Genomic DNA, 24,765 nt, shown 5'->3' on the forward strand with positions numbered 1-24,765 from the left:
TCGTCACCGGCCGGCCCGGCCCGCGGCCGTGCCATCGATGCGGGCGTCCGGCCCCGGGAAGACGACGGTGCGCCGGCCGTCCTCCCACTCGACGGTGTACGGCGGCGTACCGTCGCCGTGCGCCACTTCGACGATCACGCCCTCGCGGCGGGCGTCGCCGAGATGCGTGCCTTCCAGCACGATCCGGTCACCGATATTCGCGTTCATGGCTACCTCCGGACACGTCGTGTCTTCTCCATGACTACCTGCGCCGCAGCGCACCGACCAGGCCGGAAGTCCCCGGTCGCCGCGTCCCTGATCAGCGGACGACGGCGACGGGGCAGGCCGCGTGGTGAATGGCCGCCTGGCTCACCGAGCCGAGTAGCAGACCGGTGAAGCCACCGCGCCCGCGGGAGCCCACGACGAGCAGCTCGGCACCGGCCGACCGCTCGACGAGAACCGCGGCCGCCCGGCCGGGCACGACGGCCTGGCTGATCTCGACATCCGGATACTTGGCCGCCCAGCCGGCGATCGACGCCGCGAAGGCATCGCCGTCCAGGCCGTCCCCGGGCCGGCGGCAGGCGCGCACCGCCGTGAGGCCGGAGCCCCGGACGGACGCCTGCTCGAGAGCGAGTTGCAGCGCCCGCTCGGCATCCGGCGATCCGTCCATACCGACGACCACCTGACCGGCCCTGCGGTCGCCCGGGGACCGGCCGGGCCGGACGACGACGACTGGTGAGACGGCGTGCGTGGCCAGGGCCACCCCGACCGAGCCGATCAGCAGGCCGGTGAAGCCCCCGAGCCCGCGGTTGCCGACCACCACGAGGTCGGCGTGCCGGGACGCGTCGAGGAGCGCGGCGGCGGCCTGCTGCACCGGCATGTCCGTAGAAACGTCGAGTGACGGCGCGATGCGGGTGGCCCGGGTGACGGCCTCGCGCGCGATGTCGCCGGCCATCTCCCGCATCGCCCGCTCGTAGCCGAGCGGCATCGGCAGGCCCAGCGGCGCGTGCAGCACCGGCCACAGGGACGCGTGGACGATCCGCAGCGGGCGCCGCCGGCGGGCGGCGTCGGCCGCGGCCCAGTCCACGGCGCAAGCGCTCTGCGCCGAGCCGTCGACGCCGACGACCACCGCAGGGTCGGTGTGCATGCTCGGGGCCACCTCCTCAGGCTCGGCCGGCCGCCGCGTGCTCCGGCACGATCGCCACCGCGCAGTCGGCCCGCTCGGTGAACGCGTGGTTCACCGATCCGAGGCGCAGCAGCGCTGGAAGGTGGTGGCCGTTGCGGCCCAGCACCAGCAGGGCCGCGCCGGTCGCCGCGTGGCGCAGCCCGGTGGCCGGGTCGCCGCCGAACACCGCCCGCTTGACGGCGACGTGCGGATAGCCGGCGGCGACGGGCTCGATCTCGCGGGCCAGCAGCTCCAGGGCGGCCGGCTCGGCGGCGAAGTGCGTTTCGAGGCACTGCTCGTCGAACCAGTAGTCGCCGGGCCATTCGTTGTCGACGTGGACGGCCGCGACCGGCCGGTGGTGCCGCCACGCAAGGCCGAAGCCGAACGGGATCGCCGCCGCCGACCCGGGCGATCCGTCGACACCGATGACGATATGACCGGCGAACGGTGCGTTCCCATGCGCCGGCACCGGCCGGACGATGACGACCGGGCACATCGCGCCCGCGGTGACCTGGGCGACTTGGGTCCGGGGCCGGTGGCGGACGGCGTCGTGGGCGCCGAGCACCAGCTGATCGACGCGCTCGCTGAGTTCCAGCAGCGCCGTTGTCACGTCGTCGAGCGGCAGCTCGAGGGTTACGTTGTTCCCGCCGAGTATCTGGCGGCACCAGCGCACACGGCGCACCAGGTCCGGATGGGTGAGGATCAGCGTGTCGAGATCGGGCGCCGCGGCGTGCGGGTCCCCGGGGGCGCGGGCGTGGCAGATCGTCATCCGGGCGCCGGACGCGATGGCCTCCTCGGTCGCCCAGGACAGGGCGGCCAGCCCGCCGGGGGTGAGGTCGACGCCGACGGCGATGCGGCGGCCGGCGGCACGGCTGCGTGCCTCGTGCGTGGTCTCCGCGGTCATCGTCATGACGATCATCTCCTCGGGCGCCTCACTCCATCGTGCGCCGGGCCCCGGCCGGGCAGCCATGGCCGGCCCGGTGGGCTCGTGCATGGCTGCCCGGCCGTCGGGCCGCTCAAGGGCGGCGGGCCACGAGGCCGGACTGCCATGGCCGGCCCGGCGGGCTCGTCCTGTGCGGCCGTCGGGCCGCTCAGGAGCGGCGGGCCACGAGCACGGGCGTGCCGGCGTGCTCGAGCACCTGCAGCGCCACGGCGCCGAGCCGTACGCCGAGGAATCCGCCGTGACCGCGGGCGCCGATGACGAACATGAGCGCGTCGCGGGCGGCGTCCAGCATGGCCGGGACGGTGGGGCAGTGCTCGACGCGGGGAACGACCTCGACGGTGGGGAACTTGCCCCGCCAGGGCTCGAGGTCGGCGCTGAGCGCACGCTCGGCGGCGGTACGCCGGGCACGCCGGGCGATCAGCGCCCGCCCGGGCCGTCCGCGGGCTCGGGCCCGCCGATGCGCACGCAATCGCCGGTCGTTGCCCCCCTCGGCGGCTGATCGGTTGTCAGCGGGCGGGCGGCCCGACGCCGGGCGGCCTGTTCCCATCATCGGTGCGCCCGTCGGCCGGCCCTCGCGCAGGGTCGACGATCTCGTCGGCGATCACCTCGATGACCTCGGCGGCCGGCCGGCGGGGCGCGGGGTGCGGCGGCTCGCCGGGCGCCGGAACACCGATCCGTACCGCGATCGCGGGGTAGCCGACGCCACCCAGCATCCGCCGCAGGGTACCGCGGGCGACCTCGTGCTCCACCAGGTCGCTCATCGGCGACGCGGCCAGGTGTTCGGCGCTCGCAGTGAGCAGGACCGCGGAGAGGGCGACGCCGGCGGTCAGCCAGTCGTGCTGCCCGTCGCCATCGGTGACGATGATGCCGTAACGGGCCTGCCGGTCGGCGATGTCGACCCGGCTGGTGATGGTCGCGGCCGCGCCAGCGGCGGAGAAGTCGCGCACCGGGACCGGGCGCGCACCCAGCGCCGCGAGCGTGTCCACGGGCACGCCGTCGTGGCCCTCGCCCGGGGACCGTATCCACGCGGCGAGCTCGGCACGGTACTCCGGATCGGCCAACTGCGCGTCGGCCGCCTCGCCCGCGGCACGGGCGAGATCGCCGAGATCCCGGGCCCAGACCATCTGCAGGCGCGCTTCCGTGCGCCGGGCGGCCACGCACAGCCGCTCGATCGCCGGCTCCGGCACGGGCCGGTCGGCGAACGGGCGCCGGTCGGAGCGGCGCGAGTGGATGGCCCGGCGCATGCGTTGGGCCCGGGTGGAGGGCTCGGCCGCGCCGCGGTGCCGCACCACCGCGAGCAGGTCCGGGTCGCCGTCGGACGGCAGCGCGTCCACCTCGAAGTACACCCCGTCGGCGGCAAGTGTCACGCAGGCGTGGTGCAGCGCGGCGCCGCAGCTGAGTACCAGCAGCCGGCCGGTGGGGTCGAGGATGCCCAGCCGCCGTCGCCGGTCGGCGTACAGCAGCGCCGTGTCGTGGGTGATGCGCCAGTGCCACGGCTGGGTGTTGAGGAAGGAAGGCGCATGCAACGCGGCCGCCGCCGCGCGGGTGAGCTCCCGGCTGACCGGTCCGACCCGGTACGTCGTGGCCGGACTGGATGCGTGTGCGGACATGGCCATCTCCTCGGTGTCGTCGGGACCGGTCCACGACGATCTGCCCATTCCGGGCCGCAATCACCGCCGCGGGACCGCACGGATCCGTCGTACCGTGTCGGCGACCTCCAGCTCGGCCAGCTGGGACTCCGTCGCGGCGAGCCCGGCCTCGAGCCGGGGTATCCAGCGCCGTTCGCCAGGTCCGCGCGGTTGCGTCGGCCCGTTCCCGGAGCCGCTGCCGTTGCGCGGTGAGCATGGCGACCTTGCGGCGCAGACCGTCGCTGCGGCGCCGGGCGACGGCAAGGCGCCGGCGCAGGCAGCGCCGACGGGGTGAGGTCGCGCCAACGGGCCACGCCGGGTGCGGCCTGGGGCGACGCTGCAACGTGGGCTTCGAACGACAGGGGACCGTCATGATCACGACCTTTGACCTGCTCGCCGCGCACCCGTTTCTCGCCGGCCTGCCGGCTGAGCACATCGACGTGCTCTCGCGGTGGGCCCGGCGCGCGCCGTTCCGGGCCGGCACGAGGATCTTCGAGGAGAACGGCAACGCCGGGCGCTGGTGGCTGATCCGCGACGGCACCGTCAGCCTCCGCACGCAGGTGCCCGGCCGCGGCGAGCTGGTGATCGAGACGCTCGGGCCGGGCAGCGTCCTCGGCTGGTCCTGGCTCTTCCCGCCGTACCGCTGGCATTTCAGCGCCGAGACGGTGAGCCCGGTGCTCAGCATCGCGTTCGACGCCGCCGGGGTGCGCGGCCTGTGCCACGCCGATCCGGCGCTCGGCTACGAGCTCACCACCCGCTTCCTGGCGGTCGTGGTGGACCGCATGCAGGCGACCCGGCTGCGGCTGCTGGACCTTTACCGGCCGCCCGGCTGACCGGTGGGCAACGGTGTGCTGCGCGTGATGCTCGCCGGTGCCCCGATTCGCAGAGCATTGTGGAGTTGGCGGCCGCGCGTGCTCAGGAGGTGCGGTGATGACTACGTCGACGACGCCGGCAACCTGGAGGCCCGAGGCGTTCACCGCCGCGGTCGGTGACGGCGTCGTGGAGATGGCCCGCGACCACCGCGGCGCCGTCGAGCGCGGGCCGGCCCGGAAGCAGGCCGGCAACGCGGTGCTCGAACTCGTCGGAGGCCGCGCCATCCGTCCCGTCAACGTGCGGGTCGGCGGCTTCTACCGGGCCCCGGCCCCGGAGGACCTGCGGGCGCTCGACCTGACGGTGGAGCGGACATGAGGCCCGACGCGGTGGTCATCGGGGTCGGCAGCCCGTACCGGCGCGACGACGGGGTCGGGCCGGCGGTCGTGGCGCGGCTGCGGGCCGCCGGGCTGCCGGGCGTCACGCTGGCCGAGAGCGACGGCGAGGCGTGCGCGCTCATCCTGCTGTGGCAGCAACGACGCCTGGCCGTGCTCGTCGACGCCGTCCGGATCCGGCCGCCGCACCCGGGACGGGTCCACCGGCTCGTCACCGCCTGGCCGGTGCCCGGGCCGCTCAAGCCGGACAGCGGCTCGTCCAGCACGCCCACGGTGGCCCTGGGCGACGCCGTTCGGCTGGCCGGGGAGCTGGGGCGGCTGCCGGCCCGCATGCTGGTGTTCGCGATCGAGGCCGCCGACCTCGGATACGGCGTCGGGTTGTCGCCCGCCGTGGAACGGGCGGCCGACCGGGTGGCGGCGGAGGTCGCCGCGGAAGTCCGGACCTGCGCCACGGCGACTGCGGACCAAGGTCCCTGAACGATCGGCACGCGGCCGAAGACGATGAAGGTGTACGGAGAATCCGCAAGCCCGGTAAGCGAGGTGCGACGAAGATGTCGGCCGAGACCCCGCAGCAGCGGCGCGTGGCCGCGATCGCGCGGGGTGCCCTGGACGGGGCCGGCCTGCCACACGGCTCCGCCGGCCGGTGAGCCGGCGGCCCGGACGAGACGAGGAGGAGCGATGCACGCCAAGGACATCATGAGTACCCCGGTGTACACCGTCCGCGCCGATGCACCGGTCGCGGACGCGGTGGCGCTGCTGGAACGGTATTCGATCACCGCGGTCCCCGTCGTCGACGACGGGGGCACGCTGGTCGGCATGGTCGGCGAGCGCGACGTGCTGCGGCGGGCGGCGTCGGTGAGCCGGCGGGACGGCGAGCCGTCGTTCGTGCGTGACGTGATGGGGGGTCTGCCGGTGACGGCGTGGCCCACGGCCGACGTCGCGGATCTCGCCGCCGTCATGGTGCAGCGCGACGCCCACACGGTGCCGATCGTCAACGAGGAGCACGTCGTCGGGGTGGTCAGCCGCTGTGACGTACTGCGCACGCTGGTGCCGTGCGACGCCGCCGCCGAGCAGGAGGCCCAGCGGCGTCTGGACAACTACGCGGGCGGCCGGCGGCGCTGGCCGGTCGCCGTGCAGGACGGCGTCGCGACAATCGACGGGCGGTTCGACGACGACAGGGAGCTGGCGGTGGCCGAGGCGCTGGTCCGCACGACGGCCGGCATCGCCGGTGTCCATGTCTCGGCCGGAACCGCCTGAGCCCCTGCCGGCGGCCGGCCGGGGCTTCAGGCCGCGTGCATCACCCGCGGCGCGGAGGCCTCGGCGGGTCCGTGGGCGACGAGCACCGGGCAGGCGGCGTGCTGCAGCACACGCCCGGCGACCGACGGACTGTCCGGCTGTACCCGGTCGGCCGGACAGCGGGTTCCCACGACCATCAGCCCGGCCCACTGCGAGGCCACCGCCAGCGCTCGGACGGCGTCGCCCGGCTCGCTGCGCACCTCGACGTCGACCAGGGGGAAATCGGCGTGCCAGCGCGCGGTGGCCTCGCACAGTGCCTCGTGGACGACCCGTTCGTGGGCGCTGAGGTCGCAGCCGCGCACCGAACCCGGCCGCCACAGGTCCGGATGGGCCCACGCCTGCACGACGACGAGCCGCAGGCCGCGCGCCGCGGCCTCCTCGAAGGCCAGCCGCAGCGCCCGGCGTCCGGAGTCGGAACCGTCGAACCCCGTGACGACGGGAGCCGCCAGCGGCAGCGTCGCTTCCGGCCCGGCCCAGCGGTCGGCTGCGTGCACGACGAGTACCGGTGCGTCCGCCCGGGCGGCCAGCGCCCGGCTGACCGAGCCCGTCGGCCGGTCCTCGGCGGCGTTGGCGCCCTGCCCGCCGACCACGACCAGCCGGGCGTCCTGGGCGAGCTCGCGCAGCACGTCCGTCGGCGAGCCGTGCCGGATCTCGGCGATCGCCGCGATGCCGACCCGCCAGCGCCGTGCCTCTTCGGCTGCCCGCTGCGCGATGTCCCGGGCGGGGGTTTCGTCGGCCTCTTCGGGCAGCACCGTGACGAGCTGCAGTGTCCGGGTGCACCGGCACGCCTCGTCGGCGGCCCACCGCAGCGCGCCCAGGCTGTGGGCCGAGCCGTCGAACCCGGCGACGACCGGGCCGTATCTGTATGTCATCGGAGTCCTCCTCGTCGGTCCGGAAGCTCCCCCAACCTCATGCTGCCTCCGCGAGGGGTGAGAGTGACAAGGCCGAAAGTCACGCGAATGCGGCGCGGGCGCATGATCGGCGTTCGAGGGGGCAAGTCGGCCCGCGGCGACCAGGGAGGTGGATCACATGGTCGACGAGGGTGTCGTGGTCGGTGTCGACGGCGCAGAGCCATCGCTGGCGGCGCTGCGATGGGCGGCCACCACCGCCGCCCTGCGCGGTGCGCCCCTGCGTGTACTGCTGGCGTACCACTGGCGGTTGCCGGCGGCCCTCGCACCGCGCGGCGGCCCGGCCGAGACCGCCCGGCGGCTGGCGGACATGTTCGTGGCCGACGTGGCCGGGGAGGCGCGCGCCGCCGCCCCCGGCGTGGACGTCCGGGCCGAGGCGGTACCGGGTCACCCGGCCGACGTGCTGTTGCGTGCGGCGGCCGGCGCGGACCTGCTGGTCGTCGGCACGCGGGGCCGGCACCGGGCGGCGTGCGCGATGCTGGGCTCGGTCAGCCAGCAGGTCGCGATGCACTCGGCATGCCCCGTCGCCGTCGTCCGGGGCCGCCCGGACCCGGACGGCGGCGTCCTGGTCGGCGTCGACGACTCGGCGTCGGCGGCCGTGGCGCTCCGGCTGGCCTTCGCCGAGGCCGGGCGGCGCGGGGCCGACCTGGTCGCGGTGCGCGCGATCGAGACACCGCTCGCGCCGCCGGCGCTCGGCCTGCCGCCGTTGCTGTACGACGTCGCCGAGGCCGGTCGGGTCATGTCGGCGGAGGCCGCCACGCGCGTCGGCGAGGAGGCCCGGCGGCACCCCGGCGTGCGGTGGGAGTTCCACGGTGTCGCCGGGGACGCCGGCGAGATGCTGTGTGAACGGTCGGCGCGGGCCCGGCTCGTCGTGGTGGGCAGCCGCGGTCACGGCGGCGTCGCCGGCCTGCTGCTCGGCTCGGTGGGCCTGCGGCTGCTGCAGCACTCGGACTGCCCGGTGCTCGTCACGCACGCCGCGACCGGACCCGGGGCGGAGCCGTGATCGCCGGTACGGTGCGGCCCGGTTCGTCTCCTCGCCGAGGCGGGTCGGCGGCGACGTCGCCGAGGTGCGCATGTGGTCAATTCGAGATGTCGACCCCGGCGATGCCCGGTATCACCCGGACCGACTCGGCCAGCTGCGGCAGCGACACGTTGGCCGGCAGGCGGGTGGTCAACTCGATGACGTGAGTGCGGCCGGTGTACTCGATCTGCAGGAACTTGGCGCGGGGCAGCGCTTCCCGCACGGACTGCGAGGTAGTGTCCAGCGGCTGGTCCGGCTCCAGGCTCAGGCGTACGACGACGGTGTGCCGTATCGGCAGGTAATGCCACTCGGCCTGTTTGACCAGCCAGAGCACGGTGATCGCCAGCGCCGTGGCGACGACCGCGGCCCACCAGAACCGCAGGCCGACAGCGACCCCGACGGCGGCCGTCACCCAGAGGGATGCCGCGGTGGTAAGACCCCGGACCGTGACTCCCTCCCGGAAAATGGCGCCGCCGCCGAGAAACCCGACGCCGGTGACGACCTGGGCCGCGATCCGGGCCGGGTCGGTGTGTGCGAGCCCGGCGCCGGCCAGGGCGAAGATCGCGGCGCCGAGTGATACCAGCATGTGGGTGCGCAGCCCCGCCGGCTGCGCCCCGAACTCGCGCTCCACCCCGATGACGGCGCCCAACGCGACCGCGGTCAGGATCTGTACGACGATGATTTGGCCGTCCTCGAACATCGTGCTCCTCCAGCACCTGCGTGGGGCGATGACGAGCACCGGGCGGTGCGTAGGAGCCGCGAGCCCGGCGCTATCGGACCACGGCCACTGGGCAGGCGGCGTGGTGGATGACGGCCTGGCTCACCGAACCGAGCAGCAGCCCGGTGAATCCGCCCCGCCCGCGGGAGCCCACGACGACAAGCTCCGCGCCCGCCGTCCGTTCGATGAGCACCGGGGCCGACCGGCCGCTCACAGCGACCAGCCGGAAGTCGACGCCCGGGTACTGCTCCGCCCACCCGCTCGTCGACTCGGCCAGCGCGCGCCGCTCATCCTCGCGCAGTGCGCCGGCGTCGTAGGGCAGCGGCAGCATGTCGGCGGGCCCGGTCGAGGCCGGCCACAGGTACGCGAGTACGGCGGTGAGGCCGACGCCGCGGTACGACGCCTGCTCGAACGCGAAGTGCAGTGCACGGTCGGCGTCGTTCGAGCCGTCGACCCCGACGACCACCCGCCCGGCTTCGGGCCCGTCCGGCCGCTCGTCGCTGCGGACGATGACGACCGGGCAGGCGGCGTGCGCGGCGAGCTGCACGCCGACCGAGCCGAGCAGCAGCCCGGCGAAGCCGCCGAGGCCCCGGTGGCCGACCACGACGACGCCGGCGTGCTCGGAGGCGTTGAGCAGCGCGGGTACCGGTGACTGCACGGGGGTCCCGGTGGTGAGCGGGATGCCGGGGGCGACGGACCGGGCCCGGTTCTCCGCCGCGGCGAGGGTCTCCGCTCCCACCTCCCGCAGGCCCTGCTCGTAGGGGCCGAGGACCGGCGCGGCCATGGGTGCGTAGACCTCCGGCCAGACGTATGCATGCAGGATGTGCAGTGGCCGGCCGCGCCGCGAGGCGTCGGCCGCCGCCCAGGCGACCGCGTCCAGACTCGGTCGGGAACCGTCGACCCCGACGACGACGCTGTGTTCCGGAACCATGACGACCTCCCGGCTGTGGGGTGGCGGGTCATTTCAGCGTTGCGCGGCCGGGCCGCCCGCACCCTCACCGGCCCTCGCGGCGGTGGGTGATATATCCGGGGGTGAACGGCCGCCCGCCGGACTGCGACGTTGCGGAACCGCCACGGCCGCCCGCCCGGCCGACCTGCGGTCCGCTCACACGTGCTTCGGCACGGACCCGGCCAGCAGGCAGCGCATCACCTTGTGCCCGGTGTCGGCGGTGGGGCCGTACATCAGCGGGCAGCCGCCGTCGATGACCGTGACGCCGTGCGCGCGGCCGTACTCCGTGGCGGCCGCCGAGACACTGCCGGCGCCGAAGCCGCGGTGCATCCAGACGTCACCGATGCCCAGCGTCACGCACTCACGCATGGTCGCCTCGGCCGTCTCCGGGCGCGTGCCGATGACGACCGCATCGACGGCGCCGGGCACGGACGCGAGGTCGGGGTAGCAGACGTCGCCCTCGACCCGCTCGGCGTTCGGATTGATCGCGTACACCTGGTAGCCCCGGTCCCGCAGCCGCCGGTACACCACGTTCGCGCCGTGGTCGCGCGGGTTGCGCGACACCCCGGTCACCGCGATCCGCCGGTGGGCCAGGAACTGGGTCGCCGCTGCTCGCATCGTGGGCATGACCGCCTCCTGTGACAGTACGTCGATGAGCTCGCACCACCTCACCGTCCACCCGGCGGCGAGCGCCGGGTAGGGCCGATGGTCCCGCCCGGGCCGGCTGGACGCCGGCGACACGGTCGAGGCCCGGGACACGGTCCCGGGCCTCGTTTGCGGTCGGAGTTCAGATGAGCCAGCGGTTGCGCTGGATGAAGGGGAGCTTGGCCCAGAGGCGGCCGAGGCCCCAGGTGTGGCCGGCGTAGGCGGCGGCGAGGACGATCAGGACCGCGGCGTAGATGATGTGGTAGTCGGTGAGGGGGTTGGTGGAGCCGGTGGGGGCGCCCTTGGTGGTGTGCTGGGCGAGGGGGTATTCGGCGAGCCACATCATGGCCATGATGAGGGTGCCGGAGGCGGCGGCGATGCGCAGGCCGATGCCGGCGGTGAGGGCGAGGCCGATGCCGAGCAGGCCGAGCATGAAGCCCCAGTTGGCGTACCAGGTGCCGGCGATGGTGTGGAAGAAGGTCTGCAGGGGGCCGGTGTCGACGCTGGCGAGGAAGCCCTTGGTGGGGTTGCCGCCGTTGATCCAGGCCTTGGCCGAGGGGGTGGAGTAGCCGAGGCCGAGGAGTTTGTCGGCGAAGGCCCAGAGGAAGACGAACCCGGTGGCGTAGCGCAGCACGGCGAGGGCCTTCGCGGCGGTCTTGGTCAGCATGCTCCCCGGTGCCTCGACCTGCTCGAGCTGGTGTGCCCGGTGGATGTTCGTGGTGCTCATTGTCGGCCTCCCGATGCCGTTGTCTCCCTGACGCATTCATCGTCGTCCCCGGGAGGGGCACTGCGCCCGTGCCGGAGCGCCCGAATGCCGCGGGACGAAAGTCCTGTCGAGGCGCTCGCGACTCCGGCCGTCCGGATATGGATCAGCACGATCGTCACCGCCGCGGCGGCCGGGACCACGCCGCAGACGGCCATGCCGAACCGGGCGCCGTAGCCGCTGGTGAGCGCCCCGATGAGCGGGGCGCCGAGCGGGGTGCCGCCGGTGAACACCAGCATGTACAGACCCATCACGCGGCCGCGCATCTCCGGGTCGATCCACAGCTGGACCGAGGAGTTCGCCAGCGACTGGAACGCGAGGTTCACGAAGCCCAGCGCGGCCAGCAGCGGCAGGAACGTCGGCAGGTTCGGGGCGACGGCGGCCAGCGCCTGGACCGAGCCGAAGAGGCCGCCGAACAGCACGATGCGCCGCAGCCGGGTGGACGTGACCGAGCCGGCCAGGAGCGCGCCCGCGGCCGAGCCGACGGCGAGCACGATGTTGAACAGGCCGTACAGGTCGGCGGTACCGCGGAAGGACTCCGTCGCGATCGCGGTCAGCACGATCGGGAAGTTGAGGCCGAACGTGCCGATGACGCCGACCAGCAGGATCGTCCAGAACACCCGCGGCCGGCGCCACACGTACCGGCCGGCGGTGCGGAACGCCCGGGGCGCACGGGCCGCGGGCGGCGCCGGGCTCAGGTCGCCCGGCCGCAGTCGCAGCAGCGCGACCGTCGGGCCGAGAAAGCACAGCGCGTTGCCGGCGAAGGCCCAGCCGATGCCCGCGGTACCGATGAGTGCCGCCGCGACCGCCGGGCCGACGAGCCGCGTGGCCTGGAAGACGGTCGCGTTGAGGGAGACCGCCTGCCGCAGGTGGCGCTCCGGCACGACCTCGGCCGCGAACACCTGGCGGGTGGGGGCGTCGACGGCGAAGACGAGCCCGGTCAGCAGCGCGAACACGAACACGTGCTGGATGCGGACGACGCCGGTGACGGTGAGCACGGCGAGGGTGCCGGTCAGGGCCGCGCTGACGGTCTGGGTGGCGAGCAGGAGCGAGCGTTTCGGGTACCGGTCGGCCAGCTGACCGCCGTGGACGCCCAGGAACAGGATCGGCAGGAACTGCAGGGCCATCGTGACGCCGACGGCGGTCGGGCTGCGGGTCAGCTGCAGGGCCAGCCAGTCGACGGCGATGCTGCCCATCCAGGTGCCGGTGCTGGCGAGGCTCTGGCCGATGAGGTAGACGCGGTAGCCGCGATGTCGGAGTACTTCGAACGCGGTCACGGTCCTAACCCTTGCGGAACCGCCGGACATAGAGAAGACCGATAACTCGACGTACAGTTATAGGGTTTTGCTATGACCGCCTATGACCCGCAGCTGCTCGCGACCCTGCTGGCGGTGGAGCAGACCGGCAGCTTCACGCAGGCCGCGGCCCGGCTGCGAATCCGCCAGCCGACGGTGAGCCAGCACATCCGCCGGCTGGAGCAGCAGGTCGGCCGGCCCCTCGTGCACCGCACCACGCACAGCCTGGCGCTCACCCCGGACGGCGAGGCGATGATCGGCTTCGCGCGCACGATCCTGGCCGCGCACGAGCAGGCCGCCGCGTACTTCAGCGGCCCGCGCCCGCGGGGCCGCCTGCGCATCGGGATGTCCGACGACCTCGCCCTGACCCGGCTGCCGCAGATCCTGCGCGAGTTCCGCCGGGAGAACCCGATGGTGGACTTCTACCTGACCGTCGAGCAGAGCCGGGTACTGCACGAGTGGATGGTCAACGACAAGCTCGACGTGCTCGTCGGCAAGCGCCCGCCCGGCGACGAGCGCGGCCAGCTCGTCAAGCGCGACCGGCTCGTCTGGGTCGGCACGCCCGCCACGCGGCTCGACCTGAGCCGGCCGGTGCCGCTGGTCGTGTACGCGGCGCCGAGCATCTCCCGCGACGAGATGCGCAAGGCGCTCAACCGGGCGCGGCTGCCGTACCGCAGCGCCTGTGTCTGCCGCGGGGTCAACGGCCTCATCGCGGGGGTCGCGGCCGGCATCGGCATCTCCGCCCTGGCCGCCAGTCTGGTGCCGCCCCAGCTCACCACCCTGGGGCCGGCCCACCGCCTGCCCGAGCTCGGCCACATCGACCTCGTGCTGCTGGCCAGCCCGCGCGCCGAGGAGCGGCCGGCCGTGCGGGCCCTGATCGCGACCATCCTGGCCAGTGGCTCGCAGTCGCTGAGCGCCGCGCCCGCCTGACCGGCACCGCGCCGGTGTGAGCAGCGCCGCGCCCCGCTCAGTGGCTGTGCACGCCGCCCTCCAGACGGCCCACGGTGCCGAGCAGGCGGCGCATCACCGCCTGGCCGGCCTCCGGGCGCTGGCTCACCGCGAGGTCCCAGACCGGCGCGGCGCCGTCCCGATGGTGGCGGCGGCCCGCCAGCGCCATCGAGACGCCCGGCGCGAGCAGCACGAAACACGTCTCGTCGGCCAAGGCGTGCCCGACGGGCAGATCGGCCGCGCGGACCCGCCAGTCGCTCCAGCCCGCCACGCCGTGGCCGAGCAGGACGATGAGCGGGCAGCGCTCCAGCAGCATCGCGAACATGGCCTGCCGGGCCGGCTCCACGTCGCCGGGCGGGGCGACGACCGCGACGACCGAGAGCTGGTCGCCGGCGCCGGCCCGGGTGGCGGCCGCGAGCACGAGATGGTCGAGGGCGGCCTGGCTGATGCCGGTGGTCGCCGGAGCGCCGCCGTCGTGCAGCAGGCTCCACGGGGTGGCCGCGGTGGTGTCGACGTCCTCGCGGCGAAGGGGCAGCGGGGCGAGCGGCTGCGGCAGGCTCGCGGGCAGCGGACCCGGCCGCCCGAGCAGGTGTCCCTGTTGGTACCGGGCGCCCGCGGCCTTCGCCACCATCGCGGCGTCGGAGTTCTCCACCCGCTCGAGCAGCAGCGCGGCCCCGGTGCGCTCGCTCTCGCCCATGGCGGCGATGAGCGCCGCGCTGGACTGGGCGAAGCCGCTGGAGATCAGGCTGTGGTTCAGCTTGACCACGTCCGGCTCGAGGGTCGGGACCAGGGCCAGGCCGGCCGCGCTGAACTCGATGTCGTTGATGGAGACGCCCCAGTTCGCCGCGCGGGCCCGGCGGGCGGTCTCCAGCGCGTTGCACGGGTAGCGCGAGGTGACGCGGCCGCTCAGTTCGACGAAGACGCGGAGCTTGCGCTCGGCCTCCAGCACGGTGGGTAGCAGGTCGGGCGGGCACGGCTCGATGAGCGAGTCGGCCTCGGCGTTGACCAGCAACGAGACCGAGGGCGGCGTCCGTCCGGCGGGGCCGGCGCGTCGGGAGCCGGTACCGTGGCCGCATTGTCGGCGTTCTGGTCCGGCGCCTGGCCCGGGTCGGGTCGCTGGCCGTCCGGATTCAGGTCACTCGGGCCCCGGTAGCCGCTGCGTGACCACAGGGTCCAGCCCGAGCCCCTCGACTTTTCGGCCACGGCGCCCTCCTCTGCGAAGGTTAAGGTTGCTGCGTCGTCCTTCAGAAGATCGGCGCGCGGCGGCGGTACGAGAGGCTTTCCCCGAGCTGCACTGCGGTTTCACCCCGACGGGCGGGGGTAGCCGGTGGGTTCCGGAATCCCCGGCCGGCCGCACCCCGAACGCCGCGCCTCACGGCCCAGTGCCGGTCGGCCTCCAAGCTGAGGGAGAGGCCAATGAACTGTAAGACACAGGTCGTTCTGGCGGCCGGCACCGGCTATCTGCTCGGGCGGCAGCGCAAGCTCCGCTGGGCCCTGCTGCTCGCCGCCGCGGCCGCGAGCGGACGGTTCACCCGCCCCGGCTCCGTGCTCGACCACGGCCTGCGGGCGCTCAAGTCGACGCCGGAGCTCGGCAAGATCGGCGAGCTCGGCGCACCGCTCGTCGCCGCCACGAAGGACGCCGCGCGCAACGCCGTGTCGGGCCGGATCGGCTCGTTGACCGACAAGCTGCGCGGCGTCACCGAGACGGCGCCGACGGCCGAGGAACCGCCGGCCGAGGACGAGCCCGACGAGGAGCGCGAGCCACGGCGGCCCCGCCGGCCGCGCGCCGCCAACCGCCGCCAGCGCTCGGCCGTGGAGGAGCCGGAAGAGCCCGACGACGAGGCTGACGAGGACGAAGACGAGGAAGACGACGAAGGCCTGGTCACCGCGAGCACCGGCCGGTCGCGTGGGCGGCCACCGGTACGACGGCGCAGGGAGGACTGACGATGGCTGGACAGTCGAGCGGCGTCGTCGGCGAGCTGCTGTCGGTCGTCGGCCGCCGGGCGGCCGACGCGGCCGGCAAGAAGGTCGGCTCGCTGACCGATCGCCTGAGCGAGTACGCCGACCAGCAGGGCAGCCCCAAGGTCAAGGCCGCCGCGGCCAGCGCGGGGAAGATCGCCGAGGGCAAGTCGCCCGCCCGGGCCGCCTTCTCCGGCGGCCTCACCGGGCTCAAGGAGAAGGTCAAGGGCTTCTTCGGCGGCGGCAAGTCCAAGCCCAAGAAGCTCAAGCTGACCAACATCGAGGAGTCGCTCGACGTCGGCGTGCCGGTGCGCGTCGCCTACAACCAGTGGACGCAGTTCTCCGACTTCCCGAGCTTCATGAAGAAGGTCGAGAGCGTCCAGCAGGAGTCGGACGAGAAGCTCAACTGGAAGGCGCAGGTCTTCTGGTCGCACCGCACCTGGGAGGCGACGATCGTCCAGCAGATCCCGGACTACAACATCGTCTGGAACTCCAAGGGCGCGAAGGGCCATGTGGACGGCTCGGTCACGTTCCACGAGCTGGGGCCGAGACTGACCCGGGTCATGCTGGCGATGGAGTACCACCCCCAGGGTCTCTTCGAACGCACCGGGAACCTGTGGCGGGCGCAGGGCCGCCGGGCGCGCCTGGAGTTCAAGCACTACCGGCGGCACGTCATGACCCAGTCGATTCTCAACCCGGACGGGATCGAGGGCTGGCGCGGCGAGATCCGCGACGGCGAGGTGGTCAAGGACCACGAGACCGCGGTTCAGGAGGAGCAGGAGGCCTCTTCTTCCGATTCCTCCGCTTCCGCCGAGGAGCCTGAGGAGTCGGAGGTCGACTCGGAGGAGCCCGATGAGGAGTCCGACGAGGAGTCCGACGAGGAGTCCGACGAGGAGTTCGACGAGGAGTCCGACGAGGAGCCTGATGAGGAGTCCGACGAGGAGTCCGACGAGGAGTTCGAGCCGGAGGACGAGCCGGAGGACGAGCCCGAGCCGGTCCGGGCCGGGCGCAGCGGAGGGAGGCGGCGGCGATGAGCTCGCCCACCGGGGTTGTCGACCGCCCCAACTCCACGTCGCTGGCCGAGGTGGTCGACACCATCCTCGACAAGGGGCTCGTGATCGACGCGTACGTGCGGGTCTCGCTCGTCGGCATCGAGCTGCTCACCATCGACGCCCGCATCGTGGTCGCCAGCGTCGACACCTACCTGCGTTTCGCCGAGGCGGTCAACCGTCTCGACATCGCCGAGGAGAAGGCCGGCCTGCCCGAGCTCGTGCAGGACATGCAGCAGGGCGGGGCCAAGCACAAGACCAAGGGCGTGCTCGAGGCGGCCGGGGACAAGGTACGTGACGTGTTCGACGCCGATGAGGAGCCGGAGCGCGTGCCCCGGCGCCGGCGGCGGGAGGAGGACTGACATGGCGGGCGTGTACGTGTACGGCATCGTCCCGGCCGACGTCGACATCGACGACGAGGCCCGCGGGATCGGCGAGGCCCCCATCGCGATCGTGCGCCAGGACGGGATCGCGGCGCTGGTGAGCGACCTCGACCTCGACCGGCCGCTCGGCACCCCCGAGGACCTGGTCGCCCACGGGGCGCTGCTGGATGCGACCGCCGCCGCGGTACCGGTGCTGCCGGTGCGTTTCGGTGCGGTGCTCACCGACCGCGGGGCCGTCGCCGAGGAGCTGCTCGCCGAGCACCAGGACGAGTTCGACGAAGCGCTGCACCAGCTCGACGGCAAGGCGCAGTACGTCATCAGCGCCCGCTACGTGCCCGACACCCTGCTCCAGGAGGTGGTCGCGGGCGACCCGCGGATCGCGCGGCTGCGCGAGGCGATCCGCGACCGGCCCGAGGACGCCGCCCGCACCGAGCGGATCGCGCTCGGCGAGGCCATCAACGGGGCGATCGAGGCCCGCCGCCAGGTGGACACCCGCGCGGTCGCCGACGCCGTCGCCCCGGTGGCCGACGACGTCGTGACCCACGAGCCGGCCGGCGAGTACGACGCCGCGTACGTGTCCGTGCTCGCCGACCTCGACCGCGAGGGCGACCTCGAACGGGCGCTCGGGGGCCTGGCCGAGCGCCTCCAGGTGCGGCTGCTGGGCCCGCTGGCCGCGTACGACTTCGTCGGAGATGTGTCGTGGGACTCGTCAGTGCGCTCCTGACCGCCCCGCTCGCCCCCGTGCGCGTGGCCATCTGGGTCGGCGAGCTGATCCGCGACGAGGTCGACCGGGAGCTGTACGACCCCGGGGTGATCCGGCGTCAGCTCGGGGAGGTCGACGAGGACCGCGCCGCCGGGCGGATCGACCCCGCCGAGGCCGACCGCCGGCAGCGGGAACTGATCGGCCGGCTGATCCGGCCCGACCGGTAGGAGGTGTGAGCCCGTGCCCCGCCAACATGACGACTACGACGACACCCTGGAGCCACTGGCGCCCGGGACGGTGGCGAAGCTGGCCCTGCGCGACATCGCCGAGATGACCGGCCGCGCACCTTCGGGCATCACGGCCCTGGAACACGCCGACGACGGCGGCTGGCTGGTCGAGGTCGAGGTCGTCGAGGAGACGCGCATCCCGTCCTCCGGTGACCTGCTCGCCATCTACCGGGCGCAGGTCACCGCGGACGGGGAGCTCGCGGAGCTGCGGCGGCTGCGACGGTACCCGCGCGGCAAGGGCGACCCAGAGGGGTGACCTGACATGAGGCCTTCCGCGGATCCGGGGTTCGGTTCGGGCACGTCCCGGACAGCGTCCACCGGGCACGAGCCGGCGAACCTCGGCGACATTCTCGAACGCGTCCTCGACCGCGGGATCGTCATCGTCGGGGACATCCGGGTGAGCCTGCTCGACATCGAGCTGCTCACGCTCAAGCTGCGGCTGGTGGTGGCCTCGGTGGACACGGCCCGGCAGATGGGCATCGACTGGTGGGAGCACGATCCGTGGCTCACCTCCAAGGCCCAGGAGCCGCTGCCGCCGGGGTCCCAACCCGCGGCGCTGGAGTCTTCTTCTGCTTCCGCGGCGCCTTCGGCTTCGTCTGCTGCTTCCGCGGCGCCTTCGGCTTCGTCTTCTGCTTCCGCGGCGCCTTCGGCTTCGTCTTCTGCTTCCGCGGCGCCTTCGTCGTCGTCCGCAGAGCGGTCGTCTTCGTCCGCGGCGCGGTCCTCGGCCTCGCGGGAGTCCGGCTCTCGTGGCCGCGGCTCCGGGGGCGGACGATGAGCGACGGCATCTGGCTGCACGCCGTGGCCCGCGACCTCGCGCCGGGCGCGATCGACGACTGCGAGGCCGTCGCCGGTGGCGACCTGCGGACCGTGAGCGGCGCCGACCTGGTGGCCGTGGTCAGCCCCGTCGACCTCGACGAGTTCGGCGAGGACGCGCTGCGCCGCAACCTGGAGGACCTCGCCTGGCTCGACCGCATCGCCCGGGCCCACCACTCGGTCGTGGCCGCGCTGGCCCGGGAGCATGCGGTGGTCCCGGCGGGCCTCGCCACCGTGTACCGCGACGACGCCGGCCTCCGCACAATGCTCGAGCAGCGCCGCGGCGACCTCGACGCGGTGCTGGAACGGGTCGGCGACCGGGCCGAGTGGGGGGTGAAGGCGTACGCCGCTCCCGAAACCGAGGCCCCTCCCGCCACCCCGGCCGCATCCGCCCACTCCGCCGGGCCGTCCGGCGACCGGCACACCGCGGGCGACCGGGCCAACCGTCCGGGCACCGAGGCCGCCGACTCCGGTGGCGCGCCCGGCGACCGGCGCGGTGCGGGCGACTTGGCTGACCGCCCGGGCACGGCCTACCTGAGCCGGCGCCGGGCGCGGCTGTCCGCCGGGGAGGTCTGGCGGCAGCGGGCGACCGACGGTGCCGAGGCCACCTACGCGGCACTGGCCGCGGGTGCCGCCGAGGCCCGCCGGCACCCGCCCCAGGACCCGCGGCTGACCGGCCGTACCGAGCCGATGGTGCTCAACGGCGCCTTCCTCGTCGACCGGGCCGGCTCGGACGGCTTCGCGGGGCTCGTCGCCGCCGAGGCCGCCCGCCACCCGGAACTGCACCTGGAGCTGACCGGACCGTGGCCGCCGTACTCGTTCGCGGCCGCGGAGGAGACACCGCCATGATCCGCACCGACCAGGTGGCCCTCGTCGACCTGCTCGACCGGGTCCTCTCGACCGGCGTCGTCATCGCCGGCGAGGTGACACTGGCCATAGCGGGCGTCGACCTCGTGCACGTGTCGCTGCGTGCGCTCGTGGCGTCGGCGGGCACCATCGCCGGGCCGTGCCGAGAAGCCGGGTCGATCGGCGCCGCCCAGCAGGGGGGAGAGGGCAGGTCGATTGGCAGCGCCGAGCCTTGGGAAGACAGCGGGTCGATCGGCGGCGTCGGGCCTTGGGAAGAAAGCGTGCCGATTGGCGCTGCCGCCAGGCCTCGGGAAGAAAGCGGGTCGATTGGCGCCGCCAGGCCTCGGGAAGAAAGCGGGTCGATTGGCGCCGCCGGGCGGTGGCAAGAAGAGGCGTCGATCGACGCTGCGGGGTCGTGGCGTGAAGCCGGGCCGTGGCGTGAAGCCGGGCCGATCGGCGCTGCCGAGCCGGGGCAAGAAGACCTGGCGACCGGCCCCGTCGGCCCGTGGCGGCAGAGCGGGTCGGGCGGCGCCGTCGAGCCGGGGCTGGCATGAGCCGGCTCGAGGTCGATCGCGAGCAGGTCGAGCGCGGCTTCGCCAGCCTGGTGCTCACCGTCGTGGAACTGCTGCGCCAGCTCATGGAGCGCCAGGCACTGCGCCGCGTCGACGTCGGCGACCTCACCGACGACCAGGTGGAGGAGATCGGCGCCACGCTCATGGCCCTCGAGGAGCGCATGACCGAGTTGCGCGAGCACTTCGGGCTCGCCCCCGAGGACCTCAACCTCGATCTGGGCCCGCTCGGCCCGCTCCTGCCCCGGGAGCCCCCGAACCCAGCAGGCGGCCCACCACCGGCACCTCGGTGACGCCCTCCGCGGCCGCGACCGCCACCGCCTGCTGCGGCGCGTCGGCCAAGGTGTCCAGCACGACGTAACGGGGCCGCCACAGCGGCTGGTACTTGTCGTTGAAGTGCCACAGCGTCTCCATCTGACTGCTGCCGCCGACCCGGCGCAGGATCCGCCGCTGCAGCTCGCTGAGCCGCCCGTGGCCACGCACGCCGGCCAGGACGCCGCGCATGACCGCGAAGTTGAGCCCGAGACCCCAGTCGCCGCGGGTCTCGAGGTGCCGGATGGTCTCGATGATGATGAAGTCGGTCAGGCCGTTGGGCACGTCCTCGGCGGTGCTGCGCCGCATCACGTCCAACGACCAGCCGCCGATGTCCGCGGCCGGGATCCACTGGCAGAAACCGGCCGCCTGCCCGTTCTCAGCGTAAGCGACGGCAAGTAGCAGCCCGGTGTCAGCCGGATCGAACAGCCGGGAGAGGGTCATGGAGAAGCCGCGCTCGGTCTCGCCCTGCCGGCTCTGGGTCGCCAGCGCCCGCAGCTCGGCGACGAGATCCGCGGGCAGCGCCGCCGGGTCGTGGAACCGGACGCTGTACCCGGCCTTGCGCACCCGGTTGTAGGAGCCGCGCAGCGACTTCATCGCCCGTCCGTCCAGGCTGAACGCGGTGCAGTCGACGATGGCCTCGTCGCCGAGGTACATGGCGTGCATCCCGGCCGCGTGGTAGATCGGGAGCCAGGGCTCGGCTGCGCCGACCACGGTGACCGGCCGCCCGCTGCGGTCGGCGAAGGCGGTGAACTGCGCCCAGGCCTGCTCGTGCTGCTCGGGCGGGCCGATCGGGTCGGGCGAGACGAGGCAGATGCCGTCGCGCACGTCGTACGCCACCACGCAGTCGCCGCTGAAGAACCACGACTTGTCGGCGCGCAGGGCGAAGTACCCGAGCGTGTCACCGCCGTGCGCGGCCACGATCTGCCGTGCACGCTCCCGGTCGGCCCGGCGGTCGGCGGCGCTGGGCGAGCCGAGCAGGCGCGGGCGCAGCAGCAGCCAGCCCACGACCAGCAGCAGGCTCAGCCCGGTGGCGAACAGCATCGGCGCGATCAGCGGGGACGCGGCCGGCAGCGGCACCGAGGTGCGCCCGGCGAGCCGCTCCGCGACGGCCTCGGCCGTGCGCCCGTCCGTGCCGCGCACACCGGCGCCGGCGACCAGGATCGCGGTCAGCGCGGCGGTGGCCAGGCCGCCCACCGCGAGCACCACTGACGCGCGCCGGGCCTGCCGGTGGTCGGGGCGCACCGGGAAGGCGGCGCGGTGCCCGGCCAGCCAGGCGGCGACGGCCAGCGCGACGACGGCCTCCTCGACGTCGAGCCCCTTCATCAGGTGCAGCAGTGCGGAGGCGCTGAGCAGGGCGACCGCGACGATCCACGCGAGGCGGCGGCCCCGGCGCAGCCCCCAGGCGACGAGCAGCAGGAAGGCGCTGACGAAGACGACCGCGGTACCGGCGGCCTGAGGTGCGGCGATCGGCAGCACGTCGAGCAGCGCCGCGAGCCGGCCGCGCAGCGGGGTGGTGACGGCCGAGACGATGCCGAGCAGCGCCACGAAGGCCACGAGCCCGGCCGCGACCGCCCGCACCCGAGCCGTCCGCGCCCGGGCCGCGAGCAGGTGGCGGTCAAGTGGCCAGGCCACATTACCGGGTAGCGTCGCCACGACCTCCGGCGTGCGGGGAAGGGCGGGCCCGCGGTGCAGCGCGAGCCGCTCCAGCCGGGTCGCGTCGCCGGCGGGGGACTCCGCGACGATCAGCCGCACCCGCACGTCCCGGTCGACGTCGAGCTCGACCCAGCAGCGGCGCAGCACCCCCACGAACACCGGCGGGAGCGGCCCGCGGGCGCGGCGCTGCTGGATCTGGCGGGTGCCGGAGCCGGTGTTGGCGTAGAAGCCGCCCTCGACGGCGGCGAGTTCCGGTTGGTGCGTGTGTCCGGTGACGAGCCCGGCCATGCGCCCGTCGCCGCACATGGCCTCGGCGGCCGACTTGGGAATGGCGTTGAGTCTGGTACCGCGGGGGCCGAACCGGCTGCCCGCCATGGCCGCGTACACGGCCCGGGCCGCGAGCAGCGCCAGCCCGAGCAGCAGCACGGCCTCGGCCAGCACGCCGAACCCGGTGAACGCGACCCAGCGGGCGATGCGCGGCCCGGTCTGATGCTCCCCGAGCAGATGCGCGACGGTCGGCATGTGCAGCGCGGCCGCGAGCAGGATCGGCGCGAGCAGCCACCACGCGTGCCGGCCGAGGCGGCGGTACACCAGCCGCGAGGCGACGAACCGCCCGATCGCGTTCGGATCGGCCAGCGACCCGAGGTCGGTCAGCAGGGGCGTGCGCCGCGTCTCGGGCAGTACCTCCTGCACGACGTGCTGGCCCAGCGGCGAGTCCAGCGGGTTGCGGGGATCGGCGAACCGGTTCGCGGGGTCGTACGCGTGCCCGTGCTCGACACGCACCACCCGCTCACCGGCCGGGGTTTCGAGCACGAGGTCGGCCGCGAGGGCGCAGCGGGCGCCGAGCCGGTCCGCGAGTACGCCGGGGGAGACCCCGTCCCAGGCGATCGGCCCGTCGTGGTTGCCGACCAGGACCACCACCGCGCGGCCGGGCTCACTCGCGAATCGCCGCACGGCGGCGGCGAGGCGTGGGTGGGCGTCGAGGGTGGCGGCGACGGTACCGCCGGGGTCGCCCCAGAGTTCGAACGTGTCCCCGTTGAACAGGATCGCCCCGGGCCCGTCCCAGCGTTCGAGGCGCTCGGCGAGGTCGGCCTCCATCAGCGCCGTGGCCGCGGTCGGCGCCGCCTCGAGGTGGAGGTCGCTGCACACGAGCACGGTCGCGTCGGCGCCGAGGCGCAGGACGGTCCGGTCGGGCACGTCGTCGCTCATCGGTTCGCCTCCTGCGTGGGGCCGGGCACGGTGGGCACGCGCTGTGCCGGGGCTGTGTCGTGCACGGGGTCTGAGGCCGTGTCGTGCACGGGGTCTGAGTCCGTGCTCCGTGCGGTGTCCGGGACGGTGCGGCGTGCGGGGTTGGCGGTCGTGCCGTGTGCGGTGTCTGGGGCGGTGCTGCGTGCGGGGTTGGCGGTCGTGCTGTGTGCGGAGTCTGGGGCGGTGCGGCGTGCGGGGTTGGCGGCCGTGCCGTGTGCGGAGTCTGGGGCGGTGCTGCGTGCGGGGTTTGCGGCCGTGCTCGGTGCGGATTCAGTGGCCGTGCTGCGTGCCGGATTGGCGGTCGTGCTGTGTGCAGAGTCTGGGGCTGTGCTGCGTGCCGGGTTTGCGGCCGTGCTGTGCGCGGAGTCTGCGGCCGCGCTGTGCACGGAGTTTGAGACCGTGCTGCGTGCGGGGTTTGCGGCTGTGTCGTGCACGGGGGCTGGGGCCGGGCCGCGGCGGTTGTCGGTCATTGGTTTGCCTCCTGGATGGGGGCGGGCGCGGTTAGTACGCGCTGTGCCGAGGCCGTGCCCAGCACGGCCGCCGCGCCCACGGAGACCAGTAGCGCCAGCCCCGCGGCGGGCGCCCAGCCGGCCCGGACGGTCTCGCCGAAGAGGGCCACGCCCACGATCGACGGCACGACGACCTCGACCACCCAGAGCACGGCGGTCACACGGGCCGGGTCACCGTCCTCCAGCGCACGGGCGTACAGCAGCATCCCGGCGGTCGCGAACACCGCGAGCGCCCAAACGGCCGGGTCCGCGCCGAACCCGCCCACCGTCGCCAGTGGGCGCCGCCACGTAACGGGCGGCAGGGTGACGGCCTGCACGGCCAGCGCGGCCCCGCCGAAGCCCAGCCCGGACGCCGCCGCGCACACCGCGGCCCGCCCGGCCCGGGCCGTGGCGAAACCCAGCGCCGCGACCGCGCCGGCCGCGACCAGCAGCCCTATCCGCTCGGCGGTGGAGGCGTGCACGGGCGGCATCGGGCCCGAGCTCGTCGCGAGCACGACCAGCGCGATGACGATCGCGACGATGGCCGGGCCGTCGACCGGGCGCAGCCGCACGCGCAGGAACAGGCGCGCGGCGACCACGGTCACGGCGAGCGAGCCGGCCAGCACGGCCTGCACCTGGTACACCGGAAGCGTCCGCAACGCGACAAGCGACACGAGCCAGGCCAGCAGGTCCAGGCCGACCCCGGCCACGTACAACGGCTGGCGCAGCACCCGCAGCGTGCTCGTTGCCCGGCGGGCGCCCGAAGCCTGCAGCAGTGAGCTGAGGCCGTACCCGAGCGCGGCCGCGACGGCGCACCCGAGTGCCACCAGGTGGCCTGCCGCCATCGCGCACCTCCGCCCCGTCCCGCGCGCCGATGGATCTACCCCGTCGACGCGGGATCACGCCCGCAAGGCGCCGGGAGTGGGTCAGCGATCCCGGGATGGGGTGACGTCCGCAAAGGCGGCCTTGGGCGGCCCGAGGTCCTGGGC

General features: G+C 74.3%; 30 protein-coding genes. 16 read left to right on the forward strand and 14 right to left on the reverse strand.

The window, feature by feature from the left end:
- Positions 1–3 precede the first annotated feature (3 nt).
- From ACPPVO_RS20375 to ACPPVO_RS20395, 5 genes are all read right to left on the reverse strand, one after another.
- Positions 4–207: a DUF1918 domain-containing protein gene (locus ACPPVO_RS20375; protein WP_426512783.1), complete on the reverse strand. Its 204-nt coding sequence runs from the start codon at positions 205–207 to the stop codon at positions 4–6.
- A 91-nt stretch (positions 208–298) separates the two neighbouring features.
- On the reverse strand, positions 299–1,126 hold the full coding sequence (locus ACPPVO_RS20380; protein ID WP_426512784.1) for a universal stress protein: 828 nt from the start codon (positions 1,124–1,126) through the stop codon (positions 299–301).
- A 16-nt stretch (positions 1,127–1,142) separates the two neighbouring features.
- Complete coding sequence (locus ACPPVO_RS20385; RefSeq protein ID WP_426512785.1) at positions 1,143–2,054, reverse strand: universal stress protein; 912 nt, start codon at positions 2,052–2,054, stop codon at positions 1,143–1,145.
- A 181-nt stretch (positions 2,055–2,235) separates the two neighbouring features.
- Entirely contained in the window at positions 2,236–2,556 is a 321-nt protein-coding gene (locus ACPPVO_RS20390) for a universal stress protein (protein ID WP_426512786.1), read from the reverse strand.
- 37 nt (positions 2,557–2,593) lie between these two features.
- The gene (locus tag ACPPVO_RS20395; protein ID WP_426512787.1) at positions 2,594–3,697 is read right to left on the reverse strand and encodes an Acg family FMN-binding oxidoreductase; all 1,104 of its coding nucleotides are present in this window, start codon (positions 3,695–3,697) and stop codon (positions 2,594–2,596) included.
- A 389-nt stretch (positions 3,698–4,086) separates the two neighbouring features.
- Between ACPPVO_RS20395 and ACPPVO_RS20400 the strand changes: the two genes are divergently transcribed.
- The 4 genes from ACPPVO_RS20400 to ACPPVO_RS20415 all read left to right on the forward strand — a co-directional run bounded on the left by ACPPVO_RS20400 (position 4,087) and on the right by ACPPVO_RS20415 (position 6,177).
- Positions 4,087–4,548, forward strand: coding sequence for a Crp/Fnr family transcriptional regulator (locus tag ACPPVO_RS20400; RefSeq protein ID WP_426512788.1), 462 nt, complete (start codon positions 4,087–4,089; stop codon positions 4,546–4,548).
- Between the two features lie 97 nt (positions 4,549–4,645).
- The gene (locus tag ACPPVO_RS20405) at positions 4,646–4,903 is read left to right on the forward strand and encodes a hypothetical protein (RefSeq protein ID WP_426512789.1); all 258 of its coding nucleotides are present in this window, start codon (positions 4,646–4,648) and stop codon (positions 4,901–4,903) included.
- A complete protein-coding gene (locus ACPPVO_RS20410; RefSeq protein ID WP_426512790.1) occupies positions 4,900–5,397 on the forward strand; it encodes a hydrogenase maturation protease in 498 nt (165 codons plus the stop codon). Before ACPPVO_RS20405 ends, ACPPVO_RS20410 begins: the two co-directional genes overlap by 4 nt.
- A gap of 201 nt (positions 5,398–5,598) precedes the next feature.
- Positions 5,599–6,177, forward strand: a complete 579-nt coding sequence (locus tag ACPPVO_RS20415; RefSeq protein WP_426512791.1) for a CBS domain-containing protein — start codon at positions 5,599–5,601, stop codon at positions 6,175–6,177.
- A gap of 26 nt (positions 6,178–6,203) precedes the next feature.
- Here ACPPVO_RS20415 and ACPPVO_RS20420 read toward each other — a convergent pair whose 3' ends face one another.
- A complete protein-coding gene (locus ACPPVO_RS20420; protein ID WP_426512792.1) occupies positions 6,204–7,088 on the reverse strand; it encodes a universal stress protein in 885 nt (294 codons plus the stop codon).
- Between the two features lie 157 nt (positions 7,089–7,245).
- Here ACPPVO_RS20420 and ACPPVO_RS20425 point away from each other — a divergent pair, with 157 nt between their 5' ends.
- On the forward strand, positions 7,246–8,127 hold the full coding sequence (locus tag ACPPVO_RS20425; protein WP_426512793.1) for a universal stress protein: 882 nt from the start codon (positions 7,246–7,248) through the stop codon (positions 8,125–8,127).
- Between the two features lie 76 nt (positions 8,128–8,203).
- Here the strand turns inward: ACPPVO_RS20425 and ACPPVO_RS20430 are convergent, their stop codons facing one another.
- The 5 genes from ACPPVO_RS20430 to ACPPVO_RS20450 all read right to left on the reverse strand — a co-directional run bounded on the left by ACPPVO_RS20430 (position 8,204) and on the right by ACPPVO_RS20450 (position 12,497).
- A complete protein-coding gene (locus ACPPVO_RS20430; protein WP_426512794.1) occupies positions 8,204–8,845 on the reverse strand; it encodes an MgtC/SapB family protein in 642 nt (213 codons plus the stop codon).
- Positions 8,846–8,915: 70 nt separating this feature from the next.
- On the reverse strand, positions 8,916–9,794 hold the full coding sequence (locus ACPPVO_RS20435) for a universal stress protein (RefSeq protein WP_426512795.1): 879 nt from the start codon (positions 9,792–9,794) through the stop codon (positions 8,916–8,918).
- A 174-nt stretch (positions 9,795–9,968) separates the two neighbouring features.
- A complete protein-coding gene (locus tag ACPPVO_RS20440; RefSeq protein WP_426512796.1) occupies positions 9,969–10,571 on the reverse strand; it encodes a CoA-binding protein in 603 nt (200 codons plus the stop codon).
- Positions 10,572–10,599: 28 nt separating this feature from the next.
- Positions 10,600–11,184 carry a hypothetical protein gene (locus ACPPVO_RS20445; RefSeq protein WP_426512797.1) on the reverse strand — a complete coding sequence of 195 codons (585 nt, stop codon included), beginning with the start codon at positions 11,182–11,184 and terminating at the stop codon, positions 10,600–10,602.
- The gene (locus ACPPVO_RS20450) at positions 11,181–12,497 is read right to left on the reverse strand and encodes an MFS transporter (RefSeq protein ID WP_426512798.1); all 1,317 of its coding nucleotides are present in this window, start codon (positions 12,495–12,497) and stop codon (positions 11,181–11,183) included. The genes ACPPVO_RS20445 and ACPPVO_RS20450 overlap by 4 nt, the downstream gene beginning before the upstream one ends.
- A 72-nt stretch (positions 12,498–12,569) precedes the next feature.
- Here ACPPVO_RS20450 and ACPPVO_RS20455 point away from each other — a divergent pair, with 72 nt between their 5' ends.
- Positions 12,570–13,445, forward strand: a complete 876-nt coding sequence (locus ACPPVO_RS20455; RefSeq protein ID WP_360382918.1) for a LysR family transcriptional regulator — start codon at positions 12,570–12,572, stop codon at positions 13,443–13,445.
- 37 nt (positions 13,446–13,482) lie between these two features.
- Here ACPPVO_RS20455 and ACPPVO_RS20460 read toward each other — a convergent pair whose 3' ends face one another.
- Positions 13,483–14,475 carry an EAL domain-containing protein gene (locus ACPPVO_RS20460; protein WP_426512799.1) on the reverse strand — a complete coding sequence of 331 codons (993 nt, stop codon included), beginning with the start codon at positions 14,473–14,475 and terminating at the stop codon, positions 13,483–13,485.
- Between the two features lie 404 nt (positions 14,476–14,879).
- Between ACPPVO_RS20460 and ACPPVO_RS20465 the strand changes: the two genes are divergently transcribed.
- The 10 genes from ACPPVO_RS20465 to ACPPVO_RS20510 are packed head-to-tail and all read left to right on the forward strand — an operon-like array spanning position 14,880 to position 20,365.
- Entirely contained in the window at positions 14,880–15,407 is a 528-nt protein-coding gene (locus ACPPVO_RS20465; protein ID WP_426512800.1) for a hypothetical protein, read from the forward strand.
- A 2-nt stretch (positions 15,408–15,409) separates the two neighbouring features.
- Positions 15,410–16,456, forward strand: coding sequence for an SRPBCC family protein (locus ACPPVO_RS20470; RefSeq protein WP_426512801.1), 1,047 nt, complete (start codon positions 15,410–15,412; stop codon positions 16,454–16,456).
- Positions 16,453–16,833: a gas vesicle protein GvpJ gene (gene gvpJ / locus ACPPVO_RS20475; RefSeq protein WP_426512802.1), complete on the forward strand. Its 381-nt coding sequence runs from the start codon at positions 16,453–16,455 to the stop codon at positions 16,831–16,833. The genes ACPPVO_RS20470 and gvpJ (ACPPVO_RS20475) overlap by 4 nt, the downstream gene beginning before the upstream one ends.
- A gap of 1 nt (position 16,834) precedes the next feature.
- Complete coding sequence (locus tag ACPPVO_RS20480; protein WP_426512803.1) at positions 16,835–17,578, forward strand: GvpL/GvpF family gas vesicle protein; 744 nt, start codon at positions 16,835–16,837, stop codon at positions 17,576–17,578.
- The gene (locus ACPPVO_RS20485; RefSeq protein WP_426512804.1) at positions 17,554–17,784 is read left to right on the forward strand and encodes a gas vesicle protein GvpG; all 231 of its coding nucleotides are present in this window, start codon (positions 17,554–17,556) and stop codon (positions 17,782–17,784) included. The genes ACPPVO_RS20480 and ACPPVO_RS20485 overlap by 25 nt, the downstream gene beginning before the upstream one ends.
- 13 nt (positions 17,785–17,797) lie before the next feature.
- A complete protein-coding gene (gene gvpO, locus ACPPVO_RS20490) occupies positions 17,798–18,100 on the forward strand; it encodes a gas vesicle protein GvpO (protein WP_426512805.1) in 303 nt (100 codons plus the stop codon).
- A gap of 6 nt (positions 18,101–18,106) precedes the next feature.
- Positions 18,107–18,619, forward strand: a complete 513-nt coding sequence (gene gvpJ, locus ACPPVO_RS20495) for a gas vesicle protein GvpJ (RefSeq protein WP_426512806.1) — start codon at positions 18,107–18,109, stop codon at positions 18,617–18,619.
- The gene (locus tag ACPPVO_RS20500; RefSeq protein WP_426512807.1) at positions 18,616–19,506 is read left to right on the forward strand and encodes a GvpL/GvpF family gas vesicle protein; all 891 of its coding nucleotides are present in this window, start codon (positions 18,616–18,618) and stop codon (positions 19,504–19,506) included. The genes gvpJ (ACPPVO_RS20495) and ACPPVO_RS20500 overlap by 4 nt, the downstream gene beginning before the upstream one ends.
- A complete protein-coding gene (gene gvpJ, locus ACPPVO_RS20505; protein ID WP_426512808.1) occupies positions 19,503–20,057 on the forward strand; it encodes a gas vesicle protein GvpJ in 555 nt (184 codons plus the stop codon). Before ACPPVO_RS20500 ends, gvpJ (ACPPVO_RS20505) begins: the two co-directional genes overlap by 4 nt.
- Positions 20,054–20,365 (forward strand): gas vesicle protein K, encoded by a 312-nt coding sequence (locus tag ACPPVO_RS20510; RefSeq protein ID WP_426512809.1) that lies wholly within the window; start codon positions 20,054–20,056, stop codon positions 20,363–20,365. Before gvpJ (ACPPVO_RS20505) ends, ACPPVO_RS20510 begins: the two co-directional genes overlap by 4 nt.
- On the opposite strand, the gene ACPPVO_RS20515 is transcribed toward ACPPVO_RS20510, so the two are convergent.
- Complete coding sequence (locus ACPPVO_RS20515; protein ID WP_426512810.1) at positions 20,280–23,249, reverse strand: phosphatidylglycerol lysyltransferase domain-containing protein; 2,970 nt, start codon at positions 23,247–23,249, stop codon at positions 20,280–20,282. The genes ACPPVO_RS20510 and ACPPVO_RS20515 overlap by 86 nt on opposite strands.
- A gap of 505 nt (positions 23,250–23,754) precedes the next feature.
- Positions 23,755–24,621, reverse strand: coding sequence for a hypothetical protein (locus tag ACPPVO_RS20520; protein ID WP_426512811.1), 867 nt, complete (start codon positions 24,619–24,621; stop codon positions 23,755–23,757).
- Positions 24,622–24,765 lie beyond the last annotated feature (144 nt).

The sequence above is a fragment of the Dactylosporangium sp. McL0621 genome (assembly GCF_049995355.1).
Classification (GTDB): Bacteria; Actinomycetota; Actinomycetes; order Mycobacteriales; family Micromonosporaceae; genus Dactylosporangium.

Excerpts from the sequence above, each read along its gene's own strand:
- ACPPVO_RS20375 (WP_426512783.1), bottom strand. The coding sequence starts at position 207 with ATGAACGCGAATATCGGTGACCGGATCGTGCTGGAAGGCACGCATCTC.
- ACPPVO_RS20380 (WP_426512784.1), bottom strand. The coding sequence starts at position 1,126 with ATGCACACCGACCCTGCGGTGGTCGTCGGCGTCGACGGCTCGGCGCAG.
- ACPPVO_RS20385 (WP_426512785.1), bottom strand. The coding sequence starts at position 2,054 with ATGACGATGACCGCGGAGACCACGCACGAGGCACGCAGCCGTGCCGCC.
- ACPPVO_RS20395 (WP_426512787.1), bottom strand. The coding sequence starts at position 3,697 with ATGTCCGCACACGCATCCAGTCCGGCCACGACGTACCGGGTCGGACCG.
- ACPPVO_RS20400 (WP_426512788.1), top strand. The coding sequence starts at position 4,087 with ATGATCACGACCTTTGACCTGCTCGCCGCGCACCCGTTTCTCGCCGGC.
- ACPPVO_RS20405 (WP_426512789.1), top strand. The coding sequence starts at position 4,646 with ATGACTACGTCGACGACGCCGGCAACCTGGAGGCCCGAGGCGTTCACC.
- ACPPVO_RS20410 (WP_426512790.1), top strand. The coding sequence starts at position 4,900 with ATGAGGCCCGACGCGGTGGTCATCGGGGTCGGCAGCCCGTACCGGCGC.
- ACPPVO_RS20415 (WP_426512791.1), top strand. The coding sequence starts at position 5,599 with ATGCACGCCAAGGACATCATGAGTACCCCGGTGTACACCGTCCGCGCC.
- ACPPVO_RS20420 (WP_426512792.1), bottom strand. The coding sequence starts at position 7,088 with ATGACATACAGATACGGCCCGGTCGTCGCCGGGTTCGACGGCTCGGCC.
- ACPPVO_RS20425 (WP_426512793.1), top strand. The coding sequence starts at position 7,246 with ATGGTCGACGAGGGTGTCGTGGTCGGTGTCGACGGCGCAGAGCCATCG.
- ACPPVO_RS20430 (WP_426512794.1), bottom strand. The coding sequence starts at position 8,845 with ATGTTCGAGGACGGCCAAATCATCGTCGTACAGATCCTGACCGCGGTC.
- ACPPVO_RS20435 (WP_426512795.1), bottom strand. The coding sequence starts at position 9,794 with ATGGTTCCGGAACACAGCGTCGTCGTCGGGGTCGACGGTTCCCGACCG.
- ACPPVO_RS20445 (WP_426512797.1), bottom strand. The coding sequence starts at position 11,184 with ATGAGCACCACGAACATCCACCGGGCACACCAGCTCGAGCAGGTCGAG.
- ACPPVO_RS20455 (WP_360382918.1), top strand. The coding sequence starts at position 12,570 with ATGACCGCCTATGACCCGCAGCTGCTCGCGACCCTGCTGGCGGTGGAG.
- ACPPVO_RS20465 (WP_426512800.1), top strand. The coding sequence starts at position 14,880 with ATGAACTGTAAGACACAGGTCGTTCTGGCGGCCGGCACCGGCTATCTG.
- ACPPVO_RS20470 (WP_426512801.1), top strand. The coding sequence starts at position 15,410 with ATGGCTGGACAGTCGAGCGGCGTCGTCGGCGAGCTGCTGTCGGTCGTC.
- gvpJ (WP_426512802.1), top strand. The coding sequence starts at position 16,453 with ATGAGCTCGCCCACCGGGGTTGTCGACCGCCCCAACTCCACGTCGCTG.
- ACPPVO_RS20480 (WP_426512803.1), top strand. The coding sequence starts at position 16,835 with ATGGCGGGCGTGTACGTGTACGGCATCGTCCCGGCCGACGTCGACATC.
- gvpJ (WP_426512806.1), top strand. The coding sequence starts at position 18,107 with ATGAGGCCTTCCGCGGATCCGGGGTTCGGTTCGGGCACGTCCCGGACA.
- ACPPVO_RS20500 (WP_426512807.1), top strand. The coding sequence starts at position 18,616 with ATGAGCGACGGCATCTGGCTGCACGCCGTGGCCCGCGACCTCGCGCCG.
- gvpJ (WP_426512808.1), top strand. The coding sequence starts at position 19,503 with ATGATCCGCACCGACCAGGTGGCCCTCGTCGACCTGCTCGACCGGGTC.
- ACPPVO_RS20510 (WP_426512809.1), top strand. The coding sequence starts at position 20,054 with ATGAGCCGGCTCGAGGTCGATCGCGAGCAGGTCGAGCGCGGCTTCGCC.
- ACPPVO_RS20515 (WP_426512810.1), bottom strand. The coding sequence starts at position 23,249 with ATGAGCGACGACGTGCCCGACCGGACCGTCCTGCGCCTCGGCGCCGAC.
- ACPPVO_RS20520 (WP_426512811.1), bottom strand. The coding sequence starts at position 24,621 with ATGGCGGCAGGCCACCTGGTGGCACTCGGGTGCGCCGTCGCGGCCGCG.